Below are 24,137 nucleotides of genomic sequence, written 5' to 3'. Positions count from 1 at the left end.
CTCCCCTACGGACCGGTAGAGTGGGCAGGTCGTCATCATGCCCGTACAGGGGGAAGCCGGGGCCACTCCGGCTGAGCGCCCCAGCCGTGACCCGTCCGCCCGACGGCAGCCGGACCGCCCTCCGCGGAGCGTGACCGGCTCGGGCCACCGGAACCCCGGTGGCCGGCACCGTCGAGGCATACGGGGCCGGAGCCCGGCGCCCCCGTGCGTCCGCGGAGTCCGGCCCTCGCAGGAGAGGCCCAGCCAGCCATGACCGTACGCCGCAGCGCAGCCGCGCTCGCGACCACCGCCGTGCTCCTGGGCGCGGCCGCCCCCGCAGCGGTCGCCGCACCGGGCCCCTCCCCGTCCGCGGAACTGCCTGCCGGGCTCTACGGCACCACCGACCCCGCCTACGACGGGGTGTGGCGGCAGTCGCTGGCCTTCCTCGCGCAGAAGATCGAGTACGTCACGCCGTCGACGCAGGCGGTGGACTGGCTGGTGGGCCAGCAGTGCGACAGCGGCGCGTTCACCTCGTACCGGGACGCCTCCGAGCCGTGCGACGCCTCGACGGTGATGGACACCAACGCCACCGCCGTCGCCGTCCAGGCCCTCGTCGAGATCAACCAGCACCGCGAGGACGCCAACAACGGGGCCGACTGGCTCAAGTCCGTGCAGAACGAGGACGGCGGCTGGGGCTACAACCCCGGCAGCCCGAGCGACGCGAACTCGACGTCCATCGTGGTCGGCGCCCTGGCCCGGACCGGCGTCCCGATCAACGAGGTCACCACCCCCGACGGCAACACCCCGTACACCGCCCTCCAGTCCCTCGCCCTCCCGTGCGGGGACGAGGACGGCGGGGCGTTCGCCTACCAGCCGGGCAAGAAGGGCGAGCTGACCGCCAACCTCGACGCCACCGCGGCCTCCGTGCTCGGCCTGATGGGCAAGGGCATCGCCTCCGGCACGTCCAACGCGGTCAAGGACCCCGTCTGCACGAAGGGCGACGACCTCGCCCCCGAGCAGAGCGCCCAGAACGGCGCGTTCTTCCTCGCGGAGACGCTGAAGAAGAAGCCGTATCTGGAGCAGCCCCCGATGCCGGGCGCGGAGGAGACCGCACCGCAGCCCGACTACGGCAACACCGCCGACGCGGTCGTCGCTCTCGCCGCCTCCGGGCACAAGGACAAGGCCGAGGCGTCCGTGGCCTGGCTGGAGAAGAACGCCACCGGCTGGTCGAAGGCGGGCGGTCCGGCCGCCACCGCGCAGCTGATCCTCGCGGCGCACGCCACCGGGGCGGACGCCCGCCGCTTCGGCGGCGTCGACCTCGTCAAGCAGCTCAACGGGATGGGGCCCTCCCCGGCCGCCACCGCCCTCCCCTCGCCCACCCCGACCGGTCCGCAGCCCTCCAGCGGCACCGGCAGCGACGACAGCGGGCTGAGCCTGGGGTGGCTGATCGGCATCGGACTGCTCGTCGGCACCGGTATCGGTTTCCTGCTCAGCATGGGCCGGAAGAAGCAGCAGCCGTGAGGTCCCGGTCCCGCCCGGCGGCCGCCGCGGTCCCGGCGCGGCTGCGCAGCCCTCTCGTCGTGCTGCTCGCCGCCCTCGTCGCCGCCTCCGCCGTCCTGCTGGGCGGCGCGGGGAGCGCCGAGGCCGCCGGGTACCGCTACTGGTCCTTCTGGCAGGGCAACGGCGAGAACTGGGAGTACGCCACGCAGGGGCCGGCCCTCCTGCGCCCGGACGACGGCTCCGTCCAGGGCTTCCGGTTCGCCGTGAGCGAGGACGCGGGCGAGGCCGCGCAGCCGCGCCGCGCCCCGGACTTCGGGGCGGTCTGCGCGGGCACCCCGGCGAAGGACGGCGCCAAGCGGGTGGCGCTGGTGATCGACCCGGGCACGGCGGCGGACGCCCCGGGCGGGGAGGAGCCGCCCGCCCCGCGCGCGGCCTGCGCGCAGGTCGCGCCGGACGCCAGCAGCGCGGAGGCGCTCGCGGCGGTGGCGAAGCCGCTGCGGTACGACGGCAGCGCCATGCTCTGCGCCATCTCCGGCTACCCGAAGGCGGGCTGCGGCGAACAGGTCTCCGGCGACGCCGGCAGCGCGAAGCCGTCCGCCCCCGCGGGGGCGGCCTCCCCCGTGAAGACGACCGGGGAGGGCGGCGACGCGGACGGCGGCCCGTCCGCCGGGCTCCTCGTCGGGCTCGGCGCCATTCTGCTGCTGGGCGTCGCCGCCGTGGTCCAGGCCCGCCGCCGCCGGTGACCGGCTCCCCCGTCCCGGCCCGGCTGCTGCGCCGCGCCCTGCGCGCCCCCGAGGCGGACCGCTCCAACGCGCTGCCCGCCGGGGCGTGGTGGCTGTGGGCGCTGGGGCTGGCCACCGCCGCGTCCCGGACGACCAACCCGCTGGTGCTCGGGCTGCTGGTGGGGGTGACCGGGTACGTGGTGGCGGCACGGCGCACGGACGCGCCGTGGGCGCGCTCGTACGGGGCGTTCGTCAGGATCGGGCTGTTCGTCGTGGCGGTGCGGCTGCTGTTCTCCGTCTTCCTCGGCTCGTCGATCCCCGGTACGCACACCGTGCTGACCCTGCCCGAACTGCCGCTGCCCGACTGGGCGCAGGGTGTGCGGATCGGCGGCCGGGTCACCGCCGAGCAGCTGACGCACTCGCTGTACGAGGGGATGAAGCTGGCCACCCTGCTGATCTGCGTCGGCGCGGCCAACGCGCTGGCCAACCCGGCGCGGTTGCTGAAGTCGCTGCCCGGTGCGCTGTACGAGGCGGGGGTCGCCGTCGTGGTCGCCATGACGTTCGCGCCGAACATGGTGGCCGACGTGGCCCGGCTGCGGTACGCGCGCCGGTTGCGGGGCCGGCCGACCGGGGGCGTGCGGGCGGTGGCGCAGATCGGGTTGCCGGTGGTGGAAGGCGCGCTGGAGCGGTCGGTGGCGTTGGCCGCGTCGATGGACGCACGCGGGTACGGGCGTACCGCCGAGGTCCCGGCCGCCGTCCGGTACACCACGAACGTGCTGACGCTGGGCGGGATGCTCGGGGTGTGCGCCGGCACGTACGGGCTGCTGGCCGCTGAGGGCGCGGTGTACGGGCTGCCGCTGCTGCTGGCCGGGCTGGTCGCGGCGACGGCCGGGCTGCGGCTCGGCGGGCGGCGCTCGGTGCGGACCCGCTACCGGCCGGACCGGTGGGGGGCGCGGGCCCGGCTGGTGGCGTCCTCGGGGGCGGTGGTCGCGGCGGCGATGATCTGGGCGGGCGCGGTCGATCCGGAGGCGCTGCACCCGGGCGTCGTGCCGCTGACCGCGCCGGTGCTGCCGCTGTGGCCCGCGGCGGCGGTGCTGATCGGCCTGCTGCCCGCGCTGGTCGCCCCCGTACCGCCGTCGTCCCGGGCAGCCGAAGGACCGCATCGCAGCAAGGAGCAGGCGTGATCACGTTCGAACGGGTCTCCGTGCGCTACGAGGGCTCGGAGCGCCCCACCCTGTCCGGGGTCGACCTCACCGTCCCCGAGGGAGAACTCGTGCTGCTCGTCGGCCCCTCGGGTGTCGGCAAGTCGACTTTGCTGGGTACGGTCTCGGGGCTCGTCCCGCACTTCACGGGCGGGCTGCTCTCCGGGCGGGTCACGGTGGGCGGGCGCGACACCCGTACGCACCAGCCGCGTGAGCTGGCCGACCTGGTCGGGACGGTCGGCCAGGACCCGCTCGCCCACTTCGTCACGGACACGGTCGAGGACGAGCTGGCGTACGGCATGGAGTCGCTCGGTCTGGACCCGGACGTGATGCGGCGCCGGGTCGAGGAGACGCTCGATCTGCTGGGCCTGGCCGACCTGCGCGACCGGCCCATCGCGACCCTGTCGGGCGGTCAGCAGCAGCGGGTGGCGATCGGTTCGGTGCTCACCACGCACCCGAAGGTGCTGGTGCTCGACGAACCGACCTCCGCCCTGGACCCGGCGGCGGCCGAGGAGGTCCTGGCGGTGCTCCAGCGGCTGGTCCACGACCTGGGCACCACCGTGTTCATGGCCGAGCACCGGCTGGAGCGGGTGGTGCAGTACGCGGACCAGGTCGTCCTGCTGCCCGCGCCGGGCGCTCCCCCGGTGATGGGACCGCCCGCCGCGATCATGAAGGTGTCGCCGGTCCGGCCGCCGGTCGCCGAGCTGGGCCTGCTGGCCGACTGGGATCCGCTGCCCCTGTCGGTGCGCGACGCCCGGCGCGCCGCCGACGGGCTGCGGGAGCGGCTGGCAGGGGCGGCGCCCGCCCCCGGGGCCGCCCCCCGGGTCCCGGGGCCGAGGCCCCTCGCCCCGGAGCCGGAGCCGGAGCCGTCGGTTCCGCCCGCCGGGGAGCGGGCGCGGCCGGGCCGGTTCGCCCGTCTGCTGGGCCGGGACCGGGACCGTACGGAAAGCTCCCGCGGCCGCGAGGGGTCCGCCGTCCCGCCCACCGCCGACCCGGTCACCCGGGTGAGGGGGCTCGGGGTGCGGCGCGAGCGGGTCGAGGCGTTGCGGCGGGTGTCGCTCACCGTGGCCCCGGGTGAGACGGTGGCCCTGATGGGCCGCAACGGGGCCGGCAAGTCCACACTGCTCGGGGCCCTCGTCGGGATGGTCGAACCCACCGCGGGCACCGTGCGGGTCGGCGGCCTGGCCCCCGCCCGGACGGACCCGGGGACGATGGTGCGCCGGGTCGGCCTCGTGCCGCAGGAGCCGCGCGATCTGCTGTACGCGGACACGGTGGCCGCCGAGTGCGCCGCCGCCGACCGGGACGCCGGTGCGGCGGAGGGTACGTGCCGGGCGCTGGTGTCCGAGCTGGTTCCGGGGGTCGCGGACGACACCCACCCCCGGGACCTGTCGGAGGGCCAGCGGCTCGCCCTGGCCCTGGCGCTGGTGCTGACGGGCCGGCCACCGCTGCTGCTGCTGGACGAACCGACGCGCGGCCTGGACTACGCGGCGAAGGCCCGGCTCGTCGGCGTCCTGCGCTCCCTGGCGGCCGAGGGGCACGCGATCGTCCTGGCGACGCACGACGTGGAGCTGGCGGCGGAACTGGCGCACCGGGTGGTGATCCTCGCCGACGGGGAGGTCGTCGCGGACGGCCCGACCGGGCAGGTGGTGGTCTCCTCGCCCGCCTTCGCCCCGCAGACGGCGAAGATCCTGGCCCCGCAGGAGTGGCTGACCGTCTCCCAGGTGCGCGCGGCGCTGGAGGCGGGAGCGTGAACGGGACGACGGGCGCAGCGGGGCGGGCGGCCCGCCCGGTACGGCTCGGGCCGAAGTCGGTGGCCGTGCTGGTGCTGATCGGGGCCGTCGGCGTGGTCGCGTTCGGGTGGCCGCTGCTGACGGACGCCGGGTCCGGGCTGGCGCACGCGAAGGACGCGCCCTGGCTGTTCGCGGCGCTGCTGCCGCTGCTGATCGCGGTGGTCGTGGCGACGATCTCGGAGTCCGGGATGGACGCGAAGGCCGTCGCGATGCTCGGCGTGCTGGCGGCGGTGGGGGCGGCGTTGCGCCCGCTCGGGGCCGGTACGGCGGGGCTGGAGCCGATGTTCTTCCTGATGGTGCTGAGCGGCCGGGTCCTCGGGCCCGGGTTCGGTTTCGTGCTCGGCTCGGTGACCATGTTCGCCTCGGCGCTGCTGACGGGCGGGGTCGGGCCGTGGATGCCGTTCCAGATGCTGTCGATGGGCTGGTTCACCATGGGGGCGGGGCTGCTGCCGGGGGCGGACCGGCTGCGCGGGCGGGCCGAGACGGCGATGCTGGCGGCGTACGGGTGCGTGGCGTCGTTCGCCTACGGCACGGTGATGAACCTGCAGGGCTGGCCGCTCCTCCAAGGTCTCGGATCGGGGATCTCCTATGACGAGAACGACCCGCTCCACGAGAACCTGGTGCGGTTCCTCGCCTACTGCGCGGCGACCTCGCTGGGCTGGGACCTGGGGCGGGCGCTGCTGTCGGTGGTGCTGACCCTCACGGTCGGCCCGACGCTGCTCAGGGCGCTGCGCCGGGCCACCCGCCGCGCCGCCTTCGACGCGCGCGCGACGTTCGGGGAGCCCGAGGGGTGGGAAGGGGCCGGGACGCCGGAGGAGGCCGGGACCTCCGCTGCGAGGACCGCGGGAGGAGGCCCCGGCGGCCGTGTTCGGCCCGGCGCGACGGGTTCGAGCGGCTCCGGGTGACCACGGCGGCGGCCTGACCCCGGTCGCGCGCTCCGGGCCGGTCCCGAGTGGCGGCGGGGGCCGGGCGGGCGGAGGATGGACGGACGCGGCGATCCACGCCGAAGGGGTGCCGGGGCGGTCGACGCCTCCCCGGCACCCCTTCGGTCTGCGGCGCCCGCTCCGGTGGGGGCGGGCGCCGTTCCGGCCGTGCGGGCTCCCGCGCCCCCGTTCGCCGTCCGCTAGGTGCCCGCGAGCTTCTCCACCGGTTCGCGTTCCGGTACGAGGGCGGGCTCGGCCGGCACGGCGGGCTGCGCCGGTTCCGTTCCCGCGGATTTCGCCGCCGCCGGCTTCCCGTCCTTCTCCTCGGTGGTCCGCTCCTCCTCGGTGGTCCGCTCCTCGCCGGTCACCAGCCTCCGCGGCCCCGACAGCAGGTACGTCAGCCCGAAGCCCAGCGAGACGACGAGGGCGCCGCCCGCCGCGTCGAGCACCCAGTGGTTGGCGGTGGCCACGATCGCCACGATCGTGAAGAGCGGGTGCAGCAGCCCGAGCGCCTTCATCCACAGCTTCGGGGCCAGCATCACGATGACCACCCCGCACCACAGCGACCAGCCGAAGTGCAGCGACGGCATCGCCGCGTACTGGTTGGTGACGGTGGTCAGCGTCCCGTAGTCGGGCTTGGCGAAGTCCTGCACCCCGTGGACGGTGTCGATGAACCCGAGGCCGGGCATGAGCCGGGGCGGGGCCAGGGGGTAGAGCCAGAAGCCGACGAGCGCGAGCAGCGTGGCGAAGCCGATGGAGGAGCGGACCCAGCGGTAGTCGGCGGGGCGGCGCGCGTACAGCACGCCGAGGATCGTCAGCGGGACGATGAAGTGGAAGGTCAGGTAGTAGTAGTCGAAGAACTCGCGCAGCCAGTCGATCCGGACGACCGTGTGGTTGACCCAGTGCTCGATGTCGATGTGCAGCCACTGCTCGACGGCGTGGATCTGGCGGCCGTGCTCCTCGGCGAGCGGGCGTCCCGCCCTGGCGGCGAGGCGGACCTGGGCGTAGGCGTCGTAGACCACCCGGATGAGCAGGAGTTCCAGCAGCAGGTTGGGGCGGGTGAGGACCCGGCGCCAGAACGGCAGGAGCGGCACCCGTCTCCAGCGCGCCGCGACCGGTTTCGCGTAGTCGGTGGGGACCGGGTGCTGCCAGTACGGCGAGGTGCGGGGCAGGAACGGGGCGAGGCAGGCCGCGCCGAGCGCCACGAGCAGCAGCACGTTGTCGCGTACCGGGATGAGCGGCTCGATGTTGGGCAGCAGCATCGTCCCCGGCAGGGTGACGGCCAGGACCACCACGGACGGCCAGACCAGCCGGTCGGAGGCCCGTTTGCCGACGCGGCCGACGACGGCGAGGAGCACCCACAGGAGCTGGTGCTGCCAGGCGGTCGGCGAGACGGCGACCACGACGCAGCCGGTCACGGCCACCGCGAGGAGCACCTGACCGTCCCGCGCGTACCGCACCGCGCGCCGCAGCCCGAGGACCGTCACGGCGGCGGCGAGCACCAGGAACAGGGCGATCTCCGGGGGGCCTTCGAGGCCGAGCCGGAGCAGCGCCCCGTGCAGGGACTGGTTGGCCAGGCTGTCCGGTCGCTCCCCCAGCCCGGCGCCCGCGAGATGGTGCACCCAGTACGTCCACGAGTCCTTCGGCGCGGCGGCCCACGCGGCGGCCGTGGCGAGGGCGAACGTCATCCCCGCGCCCACCGACGCCTGCCGCCGGCCGGTCAGCCGGAGGAGGACGGCGAAGAGGAGCAGGACCGGCTGGAAGGCGGCGGCGATCCCGACGAGGACGCCCGCCGCCCGCTGCTCCCGGACGGCGAACCAGGCCAGCAGCACCAGCAGGACGGGCAGGATGCTCGTCTGGCCCAGGTGCAGGGCGTTGCGGACCGGCAGCGACAGCAGGAACAGGCCGATCGCGACGGGGGCCGCGAGCAGGGCCGTGCGGCGGCCCACCGGGGAGGGCAGCGCCCGGGCCGCGACGACGCCGAGGGCGACGACGAGCAGCAGGGAACCGAACGTCCAGGCGACGCCCAGGGCCTGCTGGGCCGAGGCGGTGAGGGGCTTGAGGACGAGGCCGGCGAAGGGCGTGCCGGTGAACCGGCCGCCGTCGTACAGCGAACCCGCCACGTGCAGGACGCCCTCCTCCCCGATCCAGGTCTCCAGATCGAGGAGCCGTTCCCCCGGTGGCTGCCGGAGCACCGCCGCCACCTGCCGTACCGCCAGCGCGGCGACGACCAGCCAGAGCAGGGCCCGGACCGGTCCGCTCCCCGCCGCTCCCGTCTCCGCCGCCGCGTCCCCGCGCACACTGTGATCCGCATTCACCACGCTGCGCCGACCCTCCCACCGTTCCATGCATCGCCCCTTCGAGTGGGGCCACGCGGGATGAAGCCTCGCATTGCCCTATGAGGTAGACACAATCAACCCCCTCTTTGCCTGACTGTCATCCCGCTCCCCGTCCGGAAGGCCGACCGGTCCTCCCCGGCGCCGGGTCCTCGGGGGGCGGGGGCCGGGCTCAGGCGGCCGGTCCGGCGGGGGCGTCCGCCTGCCACGCCGCGAACAGGGGCACGTCGTCGGCTCCGGCCAGCACGACGATGCCGAAGGGCCGGTCGAAGGCGATGTGCTCCACCCGCTCCGGGCGAGGCGCGGAACCCGCCCGGGGCATGGCGACCACGGTCACGGCCGCGGCCTCCACCCCCTCCTCGGCGATCTTCAGTACGGCCTCCTGGACGACGTCGGAGATGCGGAGGGGCTCGGGGGAGAGACCGGAGAAGTCCGCGTGGTCGGTCAGGGCCAGCCGGACCCCGAGGGCGTCGAGCTGGCCTGTGACCGGCACCCGCGTCCGCAGCGCCAGCCGGGGCAGCCCGATGGTGACCCGGTCGGCGTCCAGCGGAACGCCCGAGCCCCGGGGCGCCCAGCCCGCGGGCAGCACCCGGTCGGCCCCGTCTCCCGGCTCCCCCAGGACGAACCGGACCCGGGCCCCGGGTGCGCCGTCCGCCTCCGGGGCGCACCGCAGCTCGACGACGTACGTCCCGCCGACCGTCCAGGCGTCGGGGAGCGGCACGGACTTGGCCATGGTCGGCACCTGGACGGCCGTCCCGGACGCGTCGGTGAACGGCCGGTCCCGGGTCAGCCATCCCTCGAACGGCGATTCCCAGCGGGCCTTGAGGGCGAGGACGTTGACCAGCGCGAGCAGGATGTCGTCGGTGATCTCCAGCGGCAGCCGCTCGATCAGCCCGCCGGTCGCCTCGCGCACCCAGGCGTCGACGGCCGCCGGGTCCATCGGGGCGAAGGGGACGTCCGGCAGGGCCTCCCGGTACGCGCGGTGGACGGGTACCCGGCTGAAGACCCGGGTGGCGACGCCCAGCGCCCCGGTCCGGGCCAGCTCGCGGGCCACCGCCGTGACGGCCGGTGCGGCCTCCCGGTCCGCGGTGCCCAGGAGGTCCCGCAGTTCGGCGGCGGTCGCGCCGCGCGCCCCGGCGGCGACGGCGGCCAGGGCGAGCCACAGTCCGGCGGGCGAGCAGACGAAGCCGCCGGCCCGGTCGCCGCTCGGGCCCCGGTCCGCCCCGGCGGCCATGCCGTCCCGTATCCACCGTTCGGCGAGGTGCTGGATCGCCCCGGTCGCGGATGCCGCGGACACCGCTCCGGTCACAGGCACATCACTCACTACTGCCCCCTACACATAAATGACGTCGTGGTTCGGCCGTACGGCGATGAGAATGCCGCACATGACGTGGACCGTAGCCCCCGAACGTTTCGACTCCCCCGACGCGAGCGCCCTGCGCCGGGACTACTACGACGAGGTCGCGAGCCGTTACTGGCAGCGGCCCGCGACCGCCGAGGAGATCGCGGAGGGGCTCGACGACGACGGGGCCGACCTGCTGGCTCCGCCGACCGGACGGTTCGTCGTCGGCCGGTACGGGGGCGAGGCGGCGAGCTGCGCCGGGCTGGTGCTGACGGAGGCCGCCGAACCGGGTACGGCGGAGCTGACCCGGGTGTACGTGCGCCCGGCGTTCCGGGGCACGGGCGGCGGCGGTGTGCTGCTGGCCGCGGTGGAGGAGGCGGCGCGGGCGTGCGGCGTACGGCTGCTGCGGCTGGACACCCGCCACGACCTGGTCGAGGCGCGCGGCCTGTACGCGAAGCACGGCTACCGGGAGGTTCCGGCGTTCCACCGCCGCAACCCGTACGCGGAGCGCTGGTTCGCGAAGGAGCTGTGAGAAGGGCCCGCGGGGCGGGCGGGGCGGAGCTCTCGGCGGTGACCTCAGGGTGCGTCCGGGCGGCCGGGTGCGTCGGGGCGTCAGGGTGCGTCCGGACGGTCGCGCCCGGCCTGTTCCGCGCGTTCGGCATGGCGCAGATGGGCCTCGTGGTCGCGGGGAGGCGCCGGGGAGTGGGGGCGTTCCGCGGTCGAACCGCTGACTTCGGCGGTCAGTTCTTTGACGAGGGCCGTCAGGTCGGTGGGCCGCTCGGGCCCCCACCAGTCGCCGAGGAGTTCGGCGAGGGAGTCCTCACGGGCCTGGGAGAGCCGGACGACCGCCTCGCCCCCCGCCTCGGTGAGGACCATCTGCAGGCCCTCCCGGCGGGCCAGCCCCCGCTCCTCGACCTGCCGGGCCGCGTCGGTGATGACGTGGATCGGTACGGGGGCGGTCTCCGCGAGGCGGGAGGGTTCGACCATCCCGTGCCGTCTGATCCGCAGGAGCAGCCAGCTCGCGGCGGGCAGGAGGTCGTACCCGGCCCGCGCGGTGACCTTCTCGTAGATCTCGCGGCGCCCCTCCCGCGTGGCGAGCACCGACAGGGCGCGGGCGCACTCGTCGTACGAGGAGCGCTGGACGGGGTTGGAGGCGAAGGTCTGGCTGGTGTCGGGGGTGGTCACGGAGCCCCGGAGCTTGTCCTCGCGGAGGAACCAGGCGAGGACGAAGGCCAGCAGGACGACCGGGGCGGCGTACAGGAAGACGTCGGTGATGGAGGTGGAGTACGCGCTCAGCACGGAGGGCCGCAGGTCGGCGGGGAGCTCTCCGATGGCCCGGGGGTCGGCGGCCAGCCGCCCCGCGTCGACGCCCGGCGGCAGCGGTTGCCCGGCGAGCGCGTCCGTCAGCTGCCCGGTCAGCCGGTTGGTGAAGACGGTCCCGAAGACGGCCACGCCGAACGCGGCGCCGATGGACCGGAAGAAGGTCGCCCCGGAGGTGGCGACCCCCAGGTCCTGGTAGGCGACGGAGTTCTGGGCCACCAGGACGAGCACCTGCATCACGAGGCCGAGACCGGCGCCGAAGACGAAGAAGTAGGCGCTCATCAGCCAGGTCGAGCTGTTCTCGTCGAGCTGGTGGAGCAGCAGGAGACCGCCGGCGGTGAGGGCGGTGCCGAGGAGCGGGAAGACTTTCCAGCGGCCGGTCCGGCTGACGATCTGGCCGGAGCCGGTGGAGGTGATCAGCAGGCCGAGCACCATCGGCAGCATGTGCACGCCGGACATGGTCGGGGTGATGTCGTGGACCACCTGGAGGAAGGTCGGCAGGTAGGTCATCGCGCCGAACATGGCGAAGCCGATGACGAAGCTGATCACGGCGACCAGGCTGAAGGTCCGGACCCGGAACAGTTTCAGCGGCAGCACGGGTTCGGCCGCGCGGCGTTCGACGGCGATGAAGGCCGCCAGCAGCACGACGGCGAGCACGGCCAGCCCGATGATCTGCGGGGAGCCCCAGGCCCACGTCGTACCGCCGAGGGAGGCGACGAGCACCAGGCCGGTCGCGACGGCCGCGATGAGGAAGGTGCCGAGGTAGTCGATGACGTGCTTCTCGCGGCGGACCGGGATGCGCAGGACGGCCGCGATGACGACGAGGGCGACGACGCCGACCGGCAGGTTGATGTAGAACACCCAGCGCCAGCTGAGGTGCTCGGTGAAGAAACCGCCGAGGAGCGGGCCGAGGACGCTCGTCACCCCGAAGACCGCGCCGAAGAGGCCCTGGTACTTGCCGCGTTCGCGCGGGGGGACGAGGTCGCCGACGATCGCCATCGACAGCACCATGAGTCCGCCGCCGCCCAGCCCCTGGAGGGCCCGGAAGCCGATGAGCTGGGGCATGTCCTGGGCGACTCCGCAGAGCACGGAGCCGATCAGGAAGATCACGATCGCGGTCTGGAAGAGCTTCTTGCGGCCGTACTGGTCGCCGAGCTTGCCCCAGAGCGGGGTCGCCGCGGTGGCGGCCAGCAGATAGGCGGTCACCACCCAGGACAGGTGGTCGAGCCCGCCCAGCTCGCTGACGATGGTGGGGAGCGCGGTGGAGACGATCGTCTGATCGAGTGCCGCGAGCAGCATGCCGAGGAGCAGGGCTCCGATCGCTACGAGGACGCCTCGGCGGGACTGGCCCTGACCGGGGGCCGCAGGCGGCGGGCTCAGCTGCTGGGCCATGGGCGTCGTCTCCTCGATCCGCTGGACGCGATGATCCGCTACACCCCATCCTGAACGTTTTGCCCTGTTATGGCCTGCCGAAAGCTGGTCGTGCCCCGCATCCCGCCCCGCCGTACCCCCGGCGGGCCGTTGGGGTTCCCCGGGGCGGGCTGCATAATCGCAGGCAGTTCAAGGGAGGGGACCACGATGACCGGACACGCATGCTCGGAGTGCGGCAGACGGAAGGCCGGGGAGCCCGGCACGGAGCACCGGATGCCGTGCCGGTGCGAGGCGGGCACGGGCCCGCTCACGCCGGACGAGCGGCGCGCGGCCCACGAGGACCGCCGCGCGGCCCGTACGGCGGAGATGGCGGCGGCCGAGGACTTCGACCCGCTGCGCATCCGCCCGTACGTGACGCTGGCGGACAGCGGTCCGGCTTCCGAGGATTCCGGGGCGTACGAAGCCTCGGAGGCCCCCGGGGCGTACGGAGTCTCCGAGGCGTACGGGGCCCTCGACTCCTCCGGGGTTCACGGCTCCTCCGCGGCGTACGGGGCGTACGACCCCTCCGGGACCCCTGGGGTCCGCAGCTCCTCCGAGGCGTACGGGGCGTACGACCCCTCCGGGGCGGTGTACCCGGAGGCGGGGGGAGTCCGCAGGCGCACGGGGGGCGCGGTCCCCGCCTCCGGCCTCGGCCCCGATCCCGTGCAGCCGCGCCGCAGGCGTCCCTTCGCGGCCGTCGCGGCGGGCGCGGCGGTGGCCGCGGTGGTCGGTACGGCGGCCTTCGCCGGAGGCCTGTTCGGCGGCGCGGAGGAGAGTGCGGACGAGGCGCTGCCGGAGATCACCCGGAGCGTCCCGGACGGCGTGCGGGACGAACCGGCCGCGTCGGTAGCCCCGTCCCCGTCCCCCTCCGCCTCGGCCGCTCCGTCCCGCACGCCGTCCGCGTCGGCCACGCCGTCCGCCACGCCGTCCGCGTCGCCGTCCGCGTCCGCCTCTGCGACGAAGACCCGGAAGCCCGCGCCGACCGCCTCCGCCCCCTCCCCCGCGTCGCCGGGGCTCGGCGGATCACCCGCCCCGGGCGGCGGCGCCCCGGCTCCGGCCCCGACGGCCGATCCACCCCCGGCGGGGATCGCCGCCACGACGCTGCGGCCCGGCGACCGGGGGCCGCAGGTCGTCGAGTTGCAGAACCGGCTCCGGCAGATCGGGACATGGCTCTACGCCGGGCCCTCCGACGGGCACTACACCGACCGCGTGGCGTACTCCGTGGCGTTCTACCAGTCGTACATGGGCGTCCACGGCGACCCGACAGGCGTGTACGGGCCCCACACCCGGAGCCGGTTGGAGGAGCAGACGAGCGGGGGCCGGCCCGGCCACCGCTGACACCGCGCCTCCGACCCGGCCGCCGGTCCCCCCGCCCGCACCAATCGGGCGGGGGGATTGGCGTTCCGGCCCCGGTTTTTGTATCGTGATGGAACAAAGTGGCTCCCGCCCGCACTCCCTGACCGGCGGGCGGGGGTTGCTCTGTCCCCGCACGGCGTACCTCCCACGGAGGTGCGGCGCCCGTGCGGCCCCGCGCACCACCCCCCTCACCGCCCGCACACCCTCGCGACGCACCGCGAGCACCCGGGCTTGATCGCACACCTCCCCCGCGTTCTGGAGCAGCCGATGCCGGCCACCGTCCTCACCGCTCACGCCCTCCTGCTGGACATGGACGGCACCCTCGTGAACTCCGACGCGGTGGTGGAGCGCTGCTGGCGGCAGTGGGCGGTCGAGCACGGGCTGGACCCGGAGGCCGCGCTCAAGGTGGTGCACGGCCGCCAGGGGTACGCCACGATGGCCGTCCTGCTCCCCGACCGGCCGATGGAGGAGAACTACGCGGACAACCGGGTGATGCTCGCCCGGGAGACCGCCGACGTCGACGGCGTCGTACCGGTCGGCGGAGCGCCCGCGTTCATGGCAGCGATCGCCGGACTGCCGCACGCACTGGTGACCTCCGCCGACTCCGCGCTCGCGAGCGCCCGGATGGGCGCCGCCGCGCTGCCGATGCCCGCCGTGCGCGTCACCGCCGAGCAGGTGTCCGCCAGCAAGCCGGACCCCGAGGGCTTCCTCAAGGGCGCGGCGGAGCTGGGCTTCGACGCGGCGGACTGCATCGTGTTCGAGGACTCCGAGGCCGGCATCGCGGCGGGCCGGGCGGCGGGCATGCGCGTCGTGGGCGTCGGCCCGCGCGCCGCGGCCCTCGCACCCGACGTCCACGTGGAGGACCTGACGCGAGTACGGGTGGAGGCGGCCGGGGACGGCACGATCCGCCTGCACGTCGACGAGCGCTGATCCACCCGGCCGCCATCCGGCCGCCACCCGCGAGCCCCCGCCCCGGACCGCACCCGGGCCGGGGGCTCGTCCGTGCGTCCGTCCCCCTGCCGCGCCGGATGCCCGGCCTTCCCGGCGGACTCAGTCCCGGTGCAGCAGCCCGCGGGCGACCAGTTCCAGGACGGCCGCGACGGCCACCGCCTGCACCGCCATCAGCGCCACCAGGACGAACAGCTGCGCCGCGCCCGCCTCCACGGGCGAGGCGCCGCCCAGCAGCATGCCCACGAACGCGCCGGGCAGGGTGACCAGACCGACCGTCCGGGTCTGATCGAGGCCGGGCAGCAACGCGTCCGACGCCGCAGGCCGTACGATCTCCAGCCGCGCGTCCCGTTCGAGCAGTCCGAGGGCCAGGCCCGCCTCCACCTCCCCGTGCCGCCCGGCGAGTTCGTCCAGGGCGCGCCGGCCGCCGAGCACGGTCGCGGTGAGCGCTCCGCCGATGAGGATGCCCGCCACCGGGATGACCACCAGGCCCTGGACCGGCACGAGCCCGGCGAGCAACAGCGCTCCGACCACGGGCAGCACCCCCGCACCGATGGGTACGGCCGCCCAGCGCCAGGTGCGGTTGCCGGTGATCCGGCGGCCGGCGGTCCACACCGCCACGCCGAACATCAGCGCCACGAACCCGAGGAACGGCGCCGGGGAGCGGACCACCCAGCCGATGAGCAGGGAGACGGCGGCGAGTTGGGCCGCCGCCCGCGCCCCGGCGACGAGGATCTCGCGCGACCGCCCCAGTGAGGCCCACGCGGCGACGGCGGCGGCGAGGACCAGCAGGACGGCGAGGACGACACCGAGCGTGACGGAGGCCGGAAGCAGCACGCGGCCACGATAGAGCCGCGGGCGCCGCGCCCTCACGCTCCGGTCGGACCGTACGGCCGAGAGCGGCCGAGAGCGGCCGAGAGCGGCCGAGGTGCGGGCGCCCGCCCGGCCCGGTCGGGGGCGCGCGAACCGGACGCCGCACGCCCCATGCCCCGTCAAGATCTGCCGAAAGAGGCGGTGGTGACGGTTTCGCGCGCCCACGCGATCCCTCGCTCCCCTCGCACACCTCTTGATGTGACGTGCACATGTCGTCACCCTGTTACCTGACGCCCACCCCACAGAAACCTGGCGTCGCCACCCTGGCCGGGTCCGTTCGATCGCCCGCCCACGCACCCCCCACGTCAAGGGAGTTCGCATGTCCGGAATCTACGCGCGTCGCCTCTCCGTCGTCGCCGCCACCGCCGCGCTCGCCGCCGCCTCGGCCCTGTTCACCGCCCCGAGCGCCCAGGCCGCCATGCCCACCCCGGTCAGCGCCGCGACCGCGCGCACCTACCTCGGCCAGCTCCCCGTGGGCGCGGAGGGCTCGTCCACCGGGTACAGCCGCGACAAGTTCCCGCACTGGACCACCCAGTCGGGGGCATGCAACACCCGTGAGGTCGTCCTCAAGCGGGACGGCACCAACGTCCAGCAGGACTCCTCCTGCGCGGCGGTCAGCGGCCGTTGGTACTCCCCCTACGACGGTGCGACCTGGAGCGCGGCCTCCGACGTGGACATCGACCACATGATCCCGCTGGCCGAGGCGTGGCGCTCCGGCGCGAGCAACTGGACCAACGCCCAGCGCCAGTCGTTCGCCAACGACCTGACCCGCCCTCAGCTCATCGCGGTCACGGACAACGTGAACCAGGCCAAGGGCGACAAGGACCCGGCCGAGTGGATGCCGCCGAGCTCTTCGTACACGTGCACTTACGTCCGCGCCTGGGTCCACGTCAAGAAGCACTACAACCTGAGCGTGGACTCCGCCGAGAAGAGCGCGCTCCAGTCGGCCCTGAACGGCTGCTGACCGGCAACCCGGTGAGCCCGGGTCGGGCCCGGGTCGGCCGCGCACCCCGGGCAGTCGTTCGCCCCGGACGGCCGTTTCGGCGGCGCGCCCAGGACAGCCGCTCCGGTACCGCACGCTCCGGGCAGCCGCCGGGGGCCGGGCCGCATACCGCCACCGGACGCCGCCGACCGCCGCCGCACCCGCCAGGACCCGTGCGTCCCCTCCTCGCGTTCTGTACGTTACGGAGCCCATCCGTGACGGCGTCGCGAGGAGACAACACATGGCCGGGCTGCGCCTGGGACCACTGCTGCGGTACGTCGACTGGGAGTCCGGGTCCACCGCGACCGTCTGGGTCGAGGCGAGCCGTCCGTGCACCGTGGAGGTCCGGTGCGCGGACGGCGCTTCGGGGGCGTCGCCCACCTTCTCGGTCGCGGGGCACCACTACGCCCTGGTGGTGGTGGCCGGGCTGACGCCCGGCTCCACCACCGCGTACGAGGTGCTGATCGGCTCCCGGCGCGTCTGGCCGCCCGAGGACACCCGCCTCCCGCCGAGCACCATCACCACGCCGCCCGCGACCAGGCCCGTGCCCGCCGCCGAGCGCACGGCCGGGAGCGACGGGCCCCCAGCGGCGGAAGACCCGGCGAGCCCGGACGGCGACCTGGCGACGGGCGATCCGGCGGACCCGGACGCCAGCCCGACGACAGGCGACCCGGCGGACCCGGACGGCGGCCGGGTGGACGATCCGGTGGGCCCGCACGGGGGCGGGGCGCCGGCCGGCCCGACGGGTCCGGGCGGGGACGGGGCGCCGGACGACCCGACCGTCCCGGCCGTTCCGGACCCCGTCCGGATCTCGTTCGGGTCGTGCCGCTGGGCGGCGGCCCCCGGGAACGGGGACGACCCCGTGGGGCCGGACGCCCTGGTCACCCTCGCCGCCCGCCTCGCGGCGGACCCGGAAGCGCAACGGCCCGACGTCCTGCTGCTCCTCGGCGACCAGGTGTACGCGGACGAGACCTCCGTCGCGACCCGGCGCAGGCTCGCCGCCCGCCGGGATCTGAGTGAGCCGCCGGGCACGGAGATCGCGGACTACGAGGAGTACACCTACCTCTACGACGAATCGTGGCGCGACCCCGAGGTCCGCTGGCTGCTCTCCACGGTTCCCAGTTGCATGATCTTCGACGACCACGACGTGATCGACGACTGGAACACCAGCGCCGCCTGGCAGCGGGACATGCGCGCCACCCCCTGGTGGCACGAGCGGATCGTCAGCGGTCTGATGTCCTACTGGGTCCACCAGCACCTGGGCAACCTCTCCCCCGCCGAACTGGCCGCCGACCCCGTCTACGCGGCGGTCACAGCCGCGCCGGACGGCACCGAGGCGCTGCGCCGCTTCGCCGCCGGGGCCGATGCGGACCCCGCCCGTGCGCGGTGGAGCTACCGACGTGTTTTCGGCCGAGTACGGCTGGTGATGGTCGACACCCGCGCGGCCCGCGTCCTGGCCGAGGAACAGCGGGCGATGCTCGACCCCCGAGAAGCGGACTGGCTGCGGGAAGCGGTCCTGAGCGACCGCGCCTCGTATGACCATCTGCTCATCGGTAGCTCTCTGCCCTGGTTGCTGCCTCCGCTCATCCATGACACGGAACGTTGGAACGCGGCTTTGTGCGCGGGCGTACGCGGGCCCCGCTGGGCGCGCTTCGGCGAGAAGCTGCGCCGCGCCGCCGACCTGGAGCACTGGGCCGCCTTCCCGGAATCCTTCGACCGGCTCACGGAGCTGCTGAGGGAGGCCGGGAGCGGCCCGGACGCTCCGGCGACGGTGTGTGTCCTCTCCGGCGACGTCCACCACGCCTACATCACCGAGCCCCGGTGGCCGAAGGCCCGACCGGGCCGGGGGTCCGGCAGCCGCCACGAGCCCGGGCCCGACGCCGAGATCGCTTCCGGCAGTGCTTCCGGCACCGCGTCCGGGGCGGCCCCGGCGGCGCACGTCCTCCAGTTGACCTGCTCCCCCGTGCACAACTCGGTGCCCCGGTCCATCCGGACGGGTTTCCGTTTCGGCTGGAGCCGGACGGGCCGGTGGATCGGCCGGGCGCTGGCCCGCCACGGCCGCACGGGCACCCCATCGGTGAACTGGGGCAGGACGGGCGGCCCGTGGTTCGGCAACCAACTGATGACCCTGACCTTGCGTGGCCGGAATGCTGCGCTGACATTGGTACAGGCCAGAGCAGGTGCCCGGGGAGCCCAGCTCGAAGCTGTTCTTGAGCGTTCACTCACCCCTGAGGGTGGGGCGATTTCCAGCCACTCGACAGAATGTTGAAGTTGCAAGTACTGGTGAGGTTTCCCTAACCTCATCGCTCAGTCGGTTCACGTCCCCACCACGACCGAAGGAGCACACCCCCCATGCCCGTCCGCTTGAACCAGGCCCAGCCCTACGTCCTCAGCCTCTTCCGCTTCGTCGTCGGCCTGCTGTTCGCCGTCCACGGCGCCGCCACGCTCTTCGGGCTGTTCGGCGGCGACCAGGCGGAGACCGGCGCCTGGCCCGGCTGGTACGCCGCCCTGATCCAGCTGATATGCGGCTCGTTGGTCGCTCTGGGCCTCGGCACCCGTGCCGCCGCCTTCCTCGCCTCGGGCTCGATGGCCTACGCGTACTTCAAGGTGCACCAGCCCGAGGCGCTCCTGCCGGTCGAGAACGGCGGCGAGCCCTCGGCGCTGTTCTGCTGGGCGTTCCTGCTGCTCGTCTTCACGGGGCCGGGGGCGGTCGCCCTGGACCGCCTCTTCGGCTCGCGGAACACGACGGCCGCCACCGAGCCCTCCCCTCACCGCGACCAGACCCCGGCCGTCTCGATCTGACCGGTGCGTCGGCCGCCGGCCCCCGCCTCCGACGGCCGACGCACCGGACCACGGGGCGGCGGGGTTCCGGGGTTCCGGAGCCTTCGGAACGTACGGCGTTGTCCCGCACCCACCGAGCCGCGGAGGTACGGGACATCGCTGTACGCCGCCGTACGCCGCCTCGTCCGGGGGCGTACGCCGGTCACCTTGCCCGGGGGCGTACGCCGGTCACCTCGCCCGGGGCTTACGCCGGCCACCCGTCCGCGGGCAGAGGGGGCAGGCGCGCCCGGGGCGTGAGGGTCCGGTCACCCCCGGGGTCCGAACGGAACCGTGAAACAGGCGGCCCGCTCCCCCGCGCCGCCCTGGCGATCGTGGATGATCACCGACCGGGCTCCGCCCTTCCGGAACCCCCAGTCCTGCAGGGCCTCCGCCCTCCCGTCGCCGTCCCGGTCCGTCCGGAAGTCGAGCCACACCTCGTTGACCGGATCGGCGGTCGCCGCCGGGCGGTGCTGATAGTGGGGTCCGGCAGCGGCGGGGTCGGCGCCGCACGGCGAGGTGTGCACGTGCATTCCGTAGGCGCGGCCGGGCACGAGCCCGCGCAGCCGGGCTTCGACCCGGGTGCCGAACGGGTCCGCGAGTTCCGTGATCTCGACGCGTGCACCGGCCGGCACCAACCGGGTGTCGTACGTCAACGCGTCGGACGGCACGAAGGAGCCGGGCGGCGAGAACACCCCCGTAGCCCGCATCCACCAACTCCCGCCCGCGGCGACGCCGTCGCCCCTGCGGCTCGGGTCTCCCCCGCCGGGGCGCTGCGCCGGGGCCGCCGCAGCGGAAGCACCGTGCGCACCGTGGTCGGCGGGGGCGGTGTGGGCGGGGAACGTGCCGCCGTCGCCCGCTCCCTGGGCGACGGCGGCACCGCAGGCCAGCACCACCAGGGCCATCGCGCCCACCAGCACACCCGGCCCCCGCAGACCCTCCGCGCTCGCGCCCGGGACCGGGAACCGGGCCGGGACCAGAACCGGAGCCGGGCCCTGGGCCTGGGTCAGGTCCTGGGCCTGGGCCTGGGAAACCGCACCGCCCGGGGGCCGGGAGGCCCCGCCGTCCGCGGTTCGGAAAGCCCTGCCTCCGGCCTCCACGCCGGGCCGGCCCCCCGTGTCGGCGGCCCCCTCACACCGACCCGCCTCCCGCCGCCCGGAAGTCGGGTGCGCCGCGCCGCGTCCCCTGCGTACCATCCATGCCGTCATACGCTGCTCCTCGTCCGTGTCGGATCGTTCTCCCCGCCTAACGGGGACACGGCCCCAAGGTGTACGCGACCTGTACAACACCACCGCCCTGGGCGATGGCCGAAGGACCCTCACGCGTACGCTGTAAAGCTGAACCTGCCGCTCCTGCCGCTCCCCTGCGACGTCGCGGCGTTGACACGATCGGGGAGTAGTAGACGGTGCTGGAGAGTGTGGGCGCGCTGACCAGCAGCCCATGGATCTACGCGGTGGTCGCCCTCTCCGTCCTCCTGGACGTCTTCCTCCCCCTGCTGCCCAGCGGTGTCCTCGTCATCACGGCCGCCACGGCGGCGGCTGCGGGCTCCACGACCGTGAGCGGCACGGGGGGAGGCCCTGGGGGCCAGGTCCCCTCACTCGTCGTTCTGGTCCTGTGCGCGGCCACCGCCTCGGTGCTCGGCGACCTCGTCGCGTACCGGGTCGCCTGGCGCGGAGGAGACCGCCTGGACCGGGCCATCGCCCGCTCCCGGCGCCTCACCACGGCGCAGGAACGTCTCGGCGCGGCGCTGAGCCGGGGCGGCGGGGCGCTGGTGATCATCGCCCGGTTCGCTCCGGCGGGCCGCTCCGTGGTCTCGCTCGGCGCGGGCGCCGCCCACCGCAGGAAGCGGGACTTCCTGCCGTGGTCCGCGGTGGCGGGGGTGGCCTGGGCCGGTTACAGCACGGGGCTCGGCTACTTCGGCGGCCGGTGGCTGGGCTCGACGTGGTTCGGCACGGCCGTTTCGGTGCTGGCCCTGTTCGCGGCGGGCGCGCTGGCCGCGTTCATGGTGAAGCGCCGTCCGGCCGCGGGGGTCGCGCCGGGGGCGGCCATGACGACGGGCCCCGTCCCCGAGAGCGCGGAGATCCCGGGAAGCGGAACGGGAACCGATCTCGCAGCCGCCCCCGTACCGCGGTCGGCGGCCCCCGCCCCGGCCGCACCGCCGACGTCGCCGCTCATCTCCCTACCCGCCCCCGCGCCGTCTCCGGGTCCTGCTCCCCTGAGCGCTCCCCTGAGCGAGCCGTCCGCCCGCTGAACGGGGGCAGACCGCGGCAGGACGTCTCTCCTGCGCCCGCCGCACGCCTCGGCAGCCCCGTGCCACCGCGCGCCCCGGCTCACTCACCCGCTCCTGCGGGAGGGGGTTTCCGCCGGGGGCCTCCGGGGCGGGCCGGGCTTCCGGAGAGGACTCAGCCCCGCGCCGCGCCCCGTATCACCAGGCCGTCGAGCAGCTTCATCGTGGCTGCCGTGATCTCGTCGACGGCCTGGTCGAAGACCTCCCGGTTGTGCGCGGCGGGCGCGCGGAACCCGGAGACCTTGCGTACGTACTGGAGGGCGGCGGCCCGCATGTCCTCCTCGGTGGCCTCTTCGGGGAGGACGGGCGGGCGGAGCGTCTTGATGCTGCGGCACATGTCTCCAGTGTGGACCGCCCCACTGACAACCGGCAGCCGTCCCCGACGCGGCGGTCACCACGGTCCGACCGGCTCCACCGCACCGGTGCCGACGGCCTCCGCCACGCCGGGGCCGCGCCTCAGCCGGTCCGCCCCAGGTCGTCCGGGCCCCACCGGTCGGTGCACAGGGCCCAGATGACGAAGACGTCGATCGCGATGGTGACGATGGCCCAGACCGGGGTGTACGGGAGCCACATGAAGTTGGCGACGATGTTCAGGGAGGCGAGCATGACGCCCGCCACGCGGGCCCAGGTCGCGCCCTTGAGGATGCCCACGCCCACGAGCACGAGGATCACGCCGAGGACGAGGTGGATCCAGCCCCACGAGGTCACGTCGAACTTGAAGACGTAATCGTTGATCCGCGTGTAGACGTCGTTCGAGGCGATGCCCGCGATGCCTTTCAGCACCCCGAGGATGCCGTCCACGAGGAGCAGGACACCGGCGAACATCGTTCCTCCGGCAGCCCAGGGGCTTCCGGAGCGTTGGCCGGGCCGAGGGTCGGCGGGCCGCGAGGTACCGGGTGCGGGTGTGTCGAACTGCGACATGGGGACTCCTTTCACGGTGCGCTGACCGTGACGACGCGTCCATGGGCGTCGACGGTGGGTGCTTCCCTCTCCCCGCGGCTGGTCACGGCGACGGCCGGCCGCACGGGCCCCGCGCGGGGCATGAGAAGGCGGTGAGGGGGGCGGGTGGCGTGTGGTCGACGGGACGGCCTCGCCCCAGCGCCACCCGGCTTCCGGGCCGCACCCCGGGCTGGCGCGAGCCGACGATGCCCCGGCTCACGGTCCGGTCCGACACCAACGCGCGCCGTGCCGCGTCGGGAGGGTTCGCCCCCGCCGTGCGGTGGCCGGGGGGCGGTTCGATCGGGACGCTCTCGCGTACCGTACGACGACGTTTCACAGGATCATCCCCAGGTGTCGAGATCGCCGCCGCGCCATTCGATCAGGCCGGGTCGGTCGAGCTCGACGACTTCGTCGGGCCCCGGGGCGAACCCGGCGGCCCGCAGCAGCGCGGCCACCTCCCCCCGCCCGTGGGCCAGGCCCACGATCTGCCCGTGCACGGTGACCCGCCGCCCTCCGGTCGGGGAAGGCGGATGGACGATCACGGGCGGGTGCTTCGCCATGCCTCCACGGTGCCCCGAGCGCTGCCCCCGCGCATCCCGAGGGGCGATCCCCCCCCCCGGCCGACGGGTCCGGTCACGGAACCGGGCCCTTGGAGACCGGCGTCCCCTCCGACATTCCCACAATCGATCATGAACGCCCCACGGAGGACCCGCCCATGACGGCAACCGCCGCCCGCTACCTGTACATCACCCGGCACGGACAGGCTTCCCCGGACGAGAGCACCCTGACCGACGCGGGCCGCCGCCAGGCCGCTCTGCTCGGGGAACGGCTCCGCGGCGCCCCGATCACGGTGATCCACCACGGTCCGCTGCCGCGCGCCGAGGAGACGGCGCGGCTGATCGGCGAACACCTGACGGGGGCCCGCCTGCTGCGGTCCGATCCGGCCGGCGACTACCTCCCGTACCTGCCGCGTCGGGAGGAGTTGCCGGCGGAGTCGGCCGACGAGACGCTCGCCCGGCTGGCCGGGTTCCCGGCGGCCGAGCGGGAACAGGGCCCCGGGCTGGCGCGGGAGGCCCTCGCACGGTTCACGGGACCGGCCGAGGGCGACGAGCCCCGCCACGAACTCCTCGTCACCCACAATTTCCTCGCCGCCTGGCTCGTCCGTGCCGCGCTGGAGGCCCCGGCCCACCGCTGGCTGGGCCTCAACCACGCCAACGCCGCTCTGACGGTCATCCGTTACGCGCCGGGCCGCCCGCCGGGCCTGCTGCTGTACAACGACACCGGCCACCTGCCGGCCGGACTCCGCTGGTCCGGATTCCCGCCCGAGCTGCACGTCTGACCGGGACCGCGACGGACCGGAACGTACGGACGCGAGCGCCCCGCGGGGCCGCACCGGAGCGCGGGCACGGGG

At 74.8% G+C, this 24,137-nt stretch carries 21 protein-coding genes; 13 read left to right on the top strand and 8 right to left on the bottom strand.

Annotated features, from left to right (window positions below; translation table 11 throughout):
- Positions 1 to 249: 249 nt before the first annotated feature.
- The 5 genes from ACH4K1_RS23680 to ACH4K1_RS23660 are packed head-to-tail and all read left to right on the top strand — an operon-like array spanning position 250 to position 6,098.
- Positions 250 to 1,500, top strand: a complete 1,251-nt coding sequence (locus ACH4K1_RS23680) for a prenyltransferase/squalene oxidase repeat-containing protein (RefSeq protein WP_398091299.1) — start codon at positions 250 to 252, stop codon at positions 1,498 to 1,500.
- Complete coding sequence (locus tag ACH4K1_RS23675) at positions 1,497 to 2,222, top strand: SCO2322 family protein (RefSeq protein WP_398091298.1); 726 nt, start codon at positions 1,497 to 1,499, stop codon at positions 2,220 to 2,222. The genes ACH4K1_RS23680 and ACH4K1_RS23675 overlap by 4 nt, the downstream gene beginning before the upstream one ends.
- Positions 2,219 to 3,385 (top strand): energy-coupling factor transporter transmembrane protein EcfT, encoded by a 1,167-nt coding sequence (locus tag ACH4K1_RS23670; RefSeq protein WP_398091296.1) that lies wholly within the window; start codon positions 2,219 to 2,221, stop codon positions 3,383 to 3,385. Before ACH4K1_RS23675 ends, ACH4K1_RS23670 begins: the two co-directional genes overlap by 4 nt.
- The gene (locus ACH4K1_RS23665) at positions 3,382 to 5,154 is read left to right on the top strand and encodes an ABC transporter ATP-binding protein (protein WP_398091295.1); all 1,773 of its coding nucleotides are present in this window, start codon (positions 3,382 to 3,384) and stop codon (positions 5,152 to 5,154) included. Before ACH4K1_RS23670 ends, ACH4K1_RS23665 begins: the two co-directional genes overlap by 4 nt.
- Positions 5,151 to 6,098, top strand: a complete 948-nt coding sequence (locus tag ACH4K1_RS23660) for an ECF transporter S component (RefSeq protein ID WP_398091293.1) — start codon at positions 5,151 to 5,153, stop codon at positions 6,096 to 6,098. Before ACH4K1_RS23665 ends, ACH4K1_RS23660 begins: the two co-directional genes overlap by 4 nt.
- A 218-nt stretch (positions 6,099 to 6,316) precedes the next feature.
- On the opposite strand, the gene ACH4K1_RS23655 is transcribed toward ACH4K1_RS23660, so the two are convergent.
- Both ACH4K1_RS23655 and ACH4K1_RS23650 read right to left on the bottom strand, forming a co-directional pair.
- Complete coding sequence (locus ACH4K1_RS23655; RefSeq protein WP_398091292.1) at positions 6,317 to 8,464, bottom strand: bifunctional glycosyltransferase 87/phosphatase PAP2 family protein; 2,148 nt, start codon at positions 8,462 to 8,464, stop codon at positions 6,317 to 6,319.
- A gap of 160 nt (positions 8,465 to 8,624) precedes the next feature.
- Positions 8,625 to 9,767 (bottom strand): serpin family protein, encoded by a 1,143-nt coding sequence (locus ACH4K1_RS23650; RefSeq protein ID WP_398091343.1) that lies wholly within the window; start codon positions 9,765 to 9,767, stop codon positions 8,625 to 8,627.
- Between the two features lie 70 nt (positions 9,768 to 9,837).
- Between ACH4K1_RS23650 and ACH4K1_RS23645 the strand changes: the two genes are divergently transcribed.
- Entirely contained in the window at positions 9,838 to 10,326 is a 489-nt protein-coding gene (locus ACH4K1_RS23645) for a GNAT family N-acetyltransferase (protein WP_398091290.1), read from the top strand.
- Positions 10,327 to 10,406: 80 nt separating this feature from the next.
- Here ACH4K1_RS23645 and ACH4K1_RS23640 read toward each other — a convergent pair whose 3' ends face one another.
- On the bottom strand, positions 10,407 to 12,506 hold the full coding sequence (locus ACH4K1_RS23640) for a DHA2 family efflux MFS transporter permease subunit (RefSeq protein ID WP_398091288.1): 2,100 nt from the start codon (positions 12,504 to 12,506) through the stop codon (positions 10,407 to 10,409).
- A 186-nt stretch (positions 12,507 to 12,692) separates the two neighbouring features.
- Between ACH4K1_RS23640 and ACH4K1_RS23635 the strand changes: the two genes are divergently transcribed.
- Together ACH4K1_RS23635 and ACH4K1_RS23630 are read left to right on the top strand one after the other, a co-directional pair.
- Positions 12,693 to 13,862, top strand: coding sequence for a peptidoglycan-binding protein (locus ACH4K1_RS23635; RefSeq protein WP_398091287.1), 1,170 nt, complete (start codon positions 12,693 to 12,695; stop codon positions 13,860 to 13,862).
- Positions 13,863 to 14,147: 285 nt separating this feature from the next.
- Entirely contained in the window at positions 14,148 to 14,810 is a 663-nt protein-coding gene (locus ACH4K1_RS23630) for an HAD-IA family hydrolase (RefSeq protein WP_228992872.1), read from the top strand.
- A gap of 120 nt (positions 14,811 to 14,930) precedes the next feature.
- On the opposite strand, the gene ACH4K1_RS23625 is transcribed toward ACH4K1_RS23630, so the two are convergent.
- Positions 14,931 to 15,665 carry an ABC transporter permease gene (locus ACH4K1_RS23625; protein WP_398091285.1) on the bottom strand — a complete coding sequence of 245 codons (735 nt, stop codon included), beginning with the start codon at positions 15,663 to 15,665 and terminating at the stop codon, positions 14,931 to 14,933.
- A gap of 355 nt (positions 15,666 to 16,020) precedes the next feature.
- On the opposite strand from ACH4K1_RS23625, the gene ACH4K1_RS23620 reads away from it, so the two are divergent.
- The 3 genes from ACH4K1_RS23620 (at position 16,021) to ACH4K1_RS23610 (ending at position 19,485) form a co-directional block, all read left to right on the top strand.
- Positions 16,021 to 16,665 (top strand): HNH endonuclease family protein, encoded by a 645-nt coding sequence (locus tag ACH4K1_RS23620; protein WP_398091284.1) that lies wholly within the window; start codon positions 16,021 to 16,023, stop codon positions 16,663 to 16,665.
- A gap of 259 nt (positions 16,666 to 16,924) precedes the next feature.
- The gene (locus ACH4K1_RS23615; RefSeq protein ID WP_398091283.1) at positions 16,925 to 18,952 is read left to right on the top strand and encodes an alkaline phosphatase D family protein; all 2,028 of its coding nucleotides are present in this window, start codon (positions 16,925 to 16,927) and stop codon (positions 18,950 to 18,952) included.
- 83 nt (positions 18,953 to 19,035) lie between these two features.
- Positions 19,036 to 19,485, top strand: coding sequence for a DoxX family protein (locus tag ACH4K1_RS23610; protein ID WP_398091282.1), 450 nt, complete (start codon positions 19,036 to 19,038; stop codon positions 19,483 to 19,485).
- A 284-nt stretch (positions 19,486 to 19,769) separates the two neighbouring features.
- Here ACH4K1_RS23610 and ACH4K1_RS23605 read toward each other — a convergent pair whose 3' ends face one another.
- Entirely contained in the window at positions 19,770 to 20,405 is a 636-nt protein-coding gene (locus ACH4K1_RS23605; RefSeq protein WP_398091341.1) for a superoxide dismutase family protein, read from the bottom strand.
- Between the two features lie 500 nt (positions 20,406 to 20,905).
- Here ACH4K1_RS23605 and ACH4K1_RS23600 point away from each other — a divergent pair, with 500 nt between their 5' ends.
- Entirely contained in the window at positions 20,906 to 21,751 is an 846-nt protein-coding gene (locus ACH4K1_RS23600) for a DedA family protein (RefSeq protein WP_398091280.1), read from the top strand.
- 151 nt (positions 21,752 to 21,902) lie between these two features.
- Here ACH4K1_RS23600 and ACH4K1_RS23595 read toward each other — a convergent pair whose 3' ends face one another.
- From ACH4K1_RS23595 to ACH4K1_RS23585, 3 genes are all read right to left on the bottom strand, one after another.
- Positions 21,903 to 22,124, bottom strand: a complete 222-nt coding sequence (locus tag ACH4K1_RS23595) for a DUF2277 domain-containing protein (RefSeq protein WP_398091278.1) — start codon at positions 22,122 to 22,124, stop codon at positions 21,903 to 21,905.
- A 119-nt stretch (positions 22,125 to 22,243) separates the two neighbouring features.
- Positions 22,244 to 22,708: a hypothetical protein gene (locus tag ACH4K1_RS23590; protein ID WP_398091277.1), complete on the bottom strand. Its 465-nt coding sequence runs from the start codon at positions 22,706 to 22,708 to the stop codon at positions 22,244 to 22,246.
- Positions 22,709 to 23,067: 359 nt separating this feature from the next.
- Positions 23,068 to 23,286, bottom strand: coding sequence for a hypothetical protein (locus ACH4K1_RS23585; protein ID WP_228992862.1), 219 nt, complete (start codon positions 23,284 to 23,286; stop codon positions 23,068 to 23,070).
- 155 nt (positions 23,287 to 23,441) lie between these two features.
- Between ACH4K1_RS23585 and ACH4K1_RS23580 the strand changes: the two genes are divergently transcribed.
- Entirely contained in the window at positions 23,442 to 24,065 is a 624-nt protein-coding gene (locus ACH4K1_RS23580; RefSeq protein ID WP_398091276.1) for a histidine phosphatase family protein, read from the top strand.
- Positions 24,066 to 24,137 lie beyond the last annotated feature (72 nt).

It is taken from the genome of Streptomyces sp. NPDC017448, from assembly GCF_044330565.1.
Classification (GTDB): Bacteria; Actinomycetota; Actinomycetes; order Streptomycetales; family Streptomycetaceae; genus Streptomyces.
Note: the sequence above shows the minus strand (reverse complement) of the source record. Positions and strands in the feature narration are given on the sequence as shown.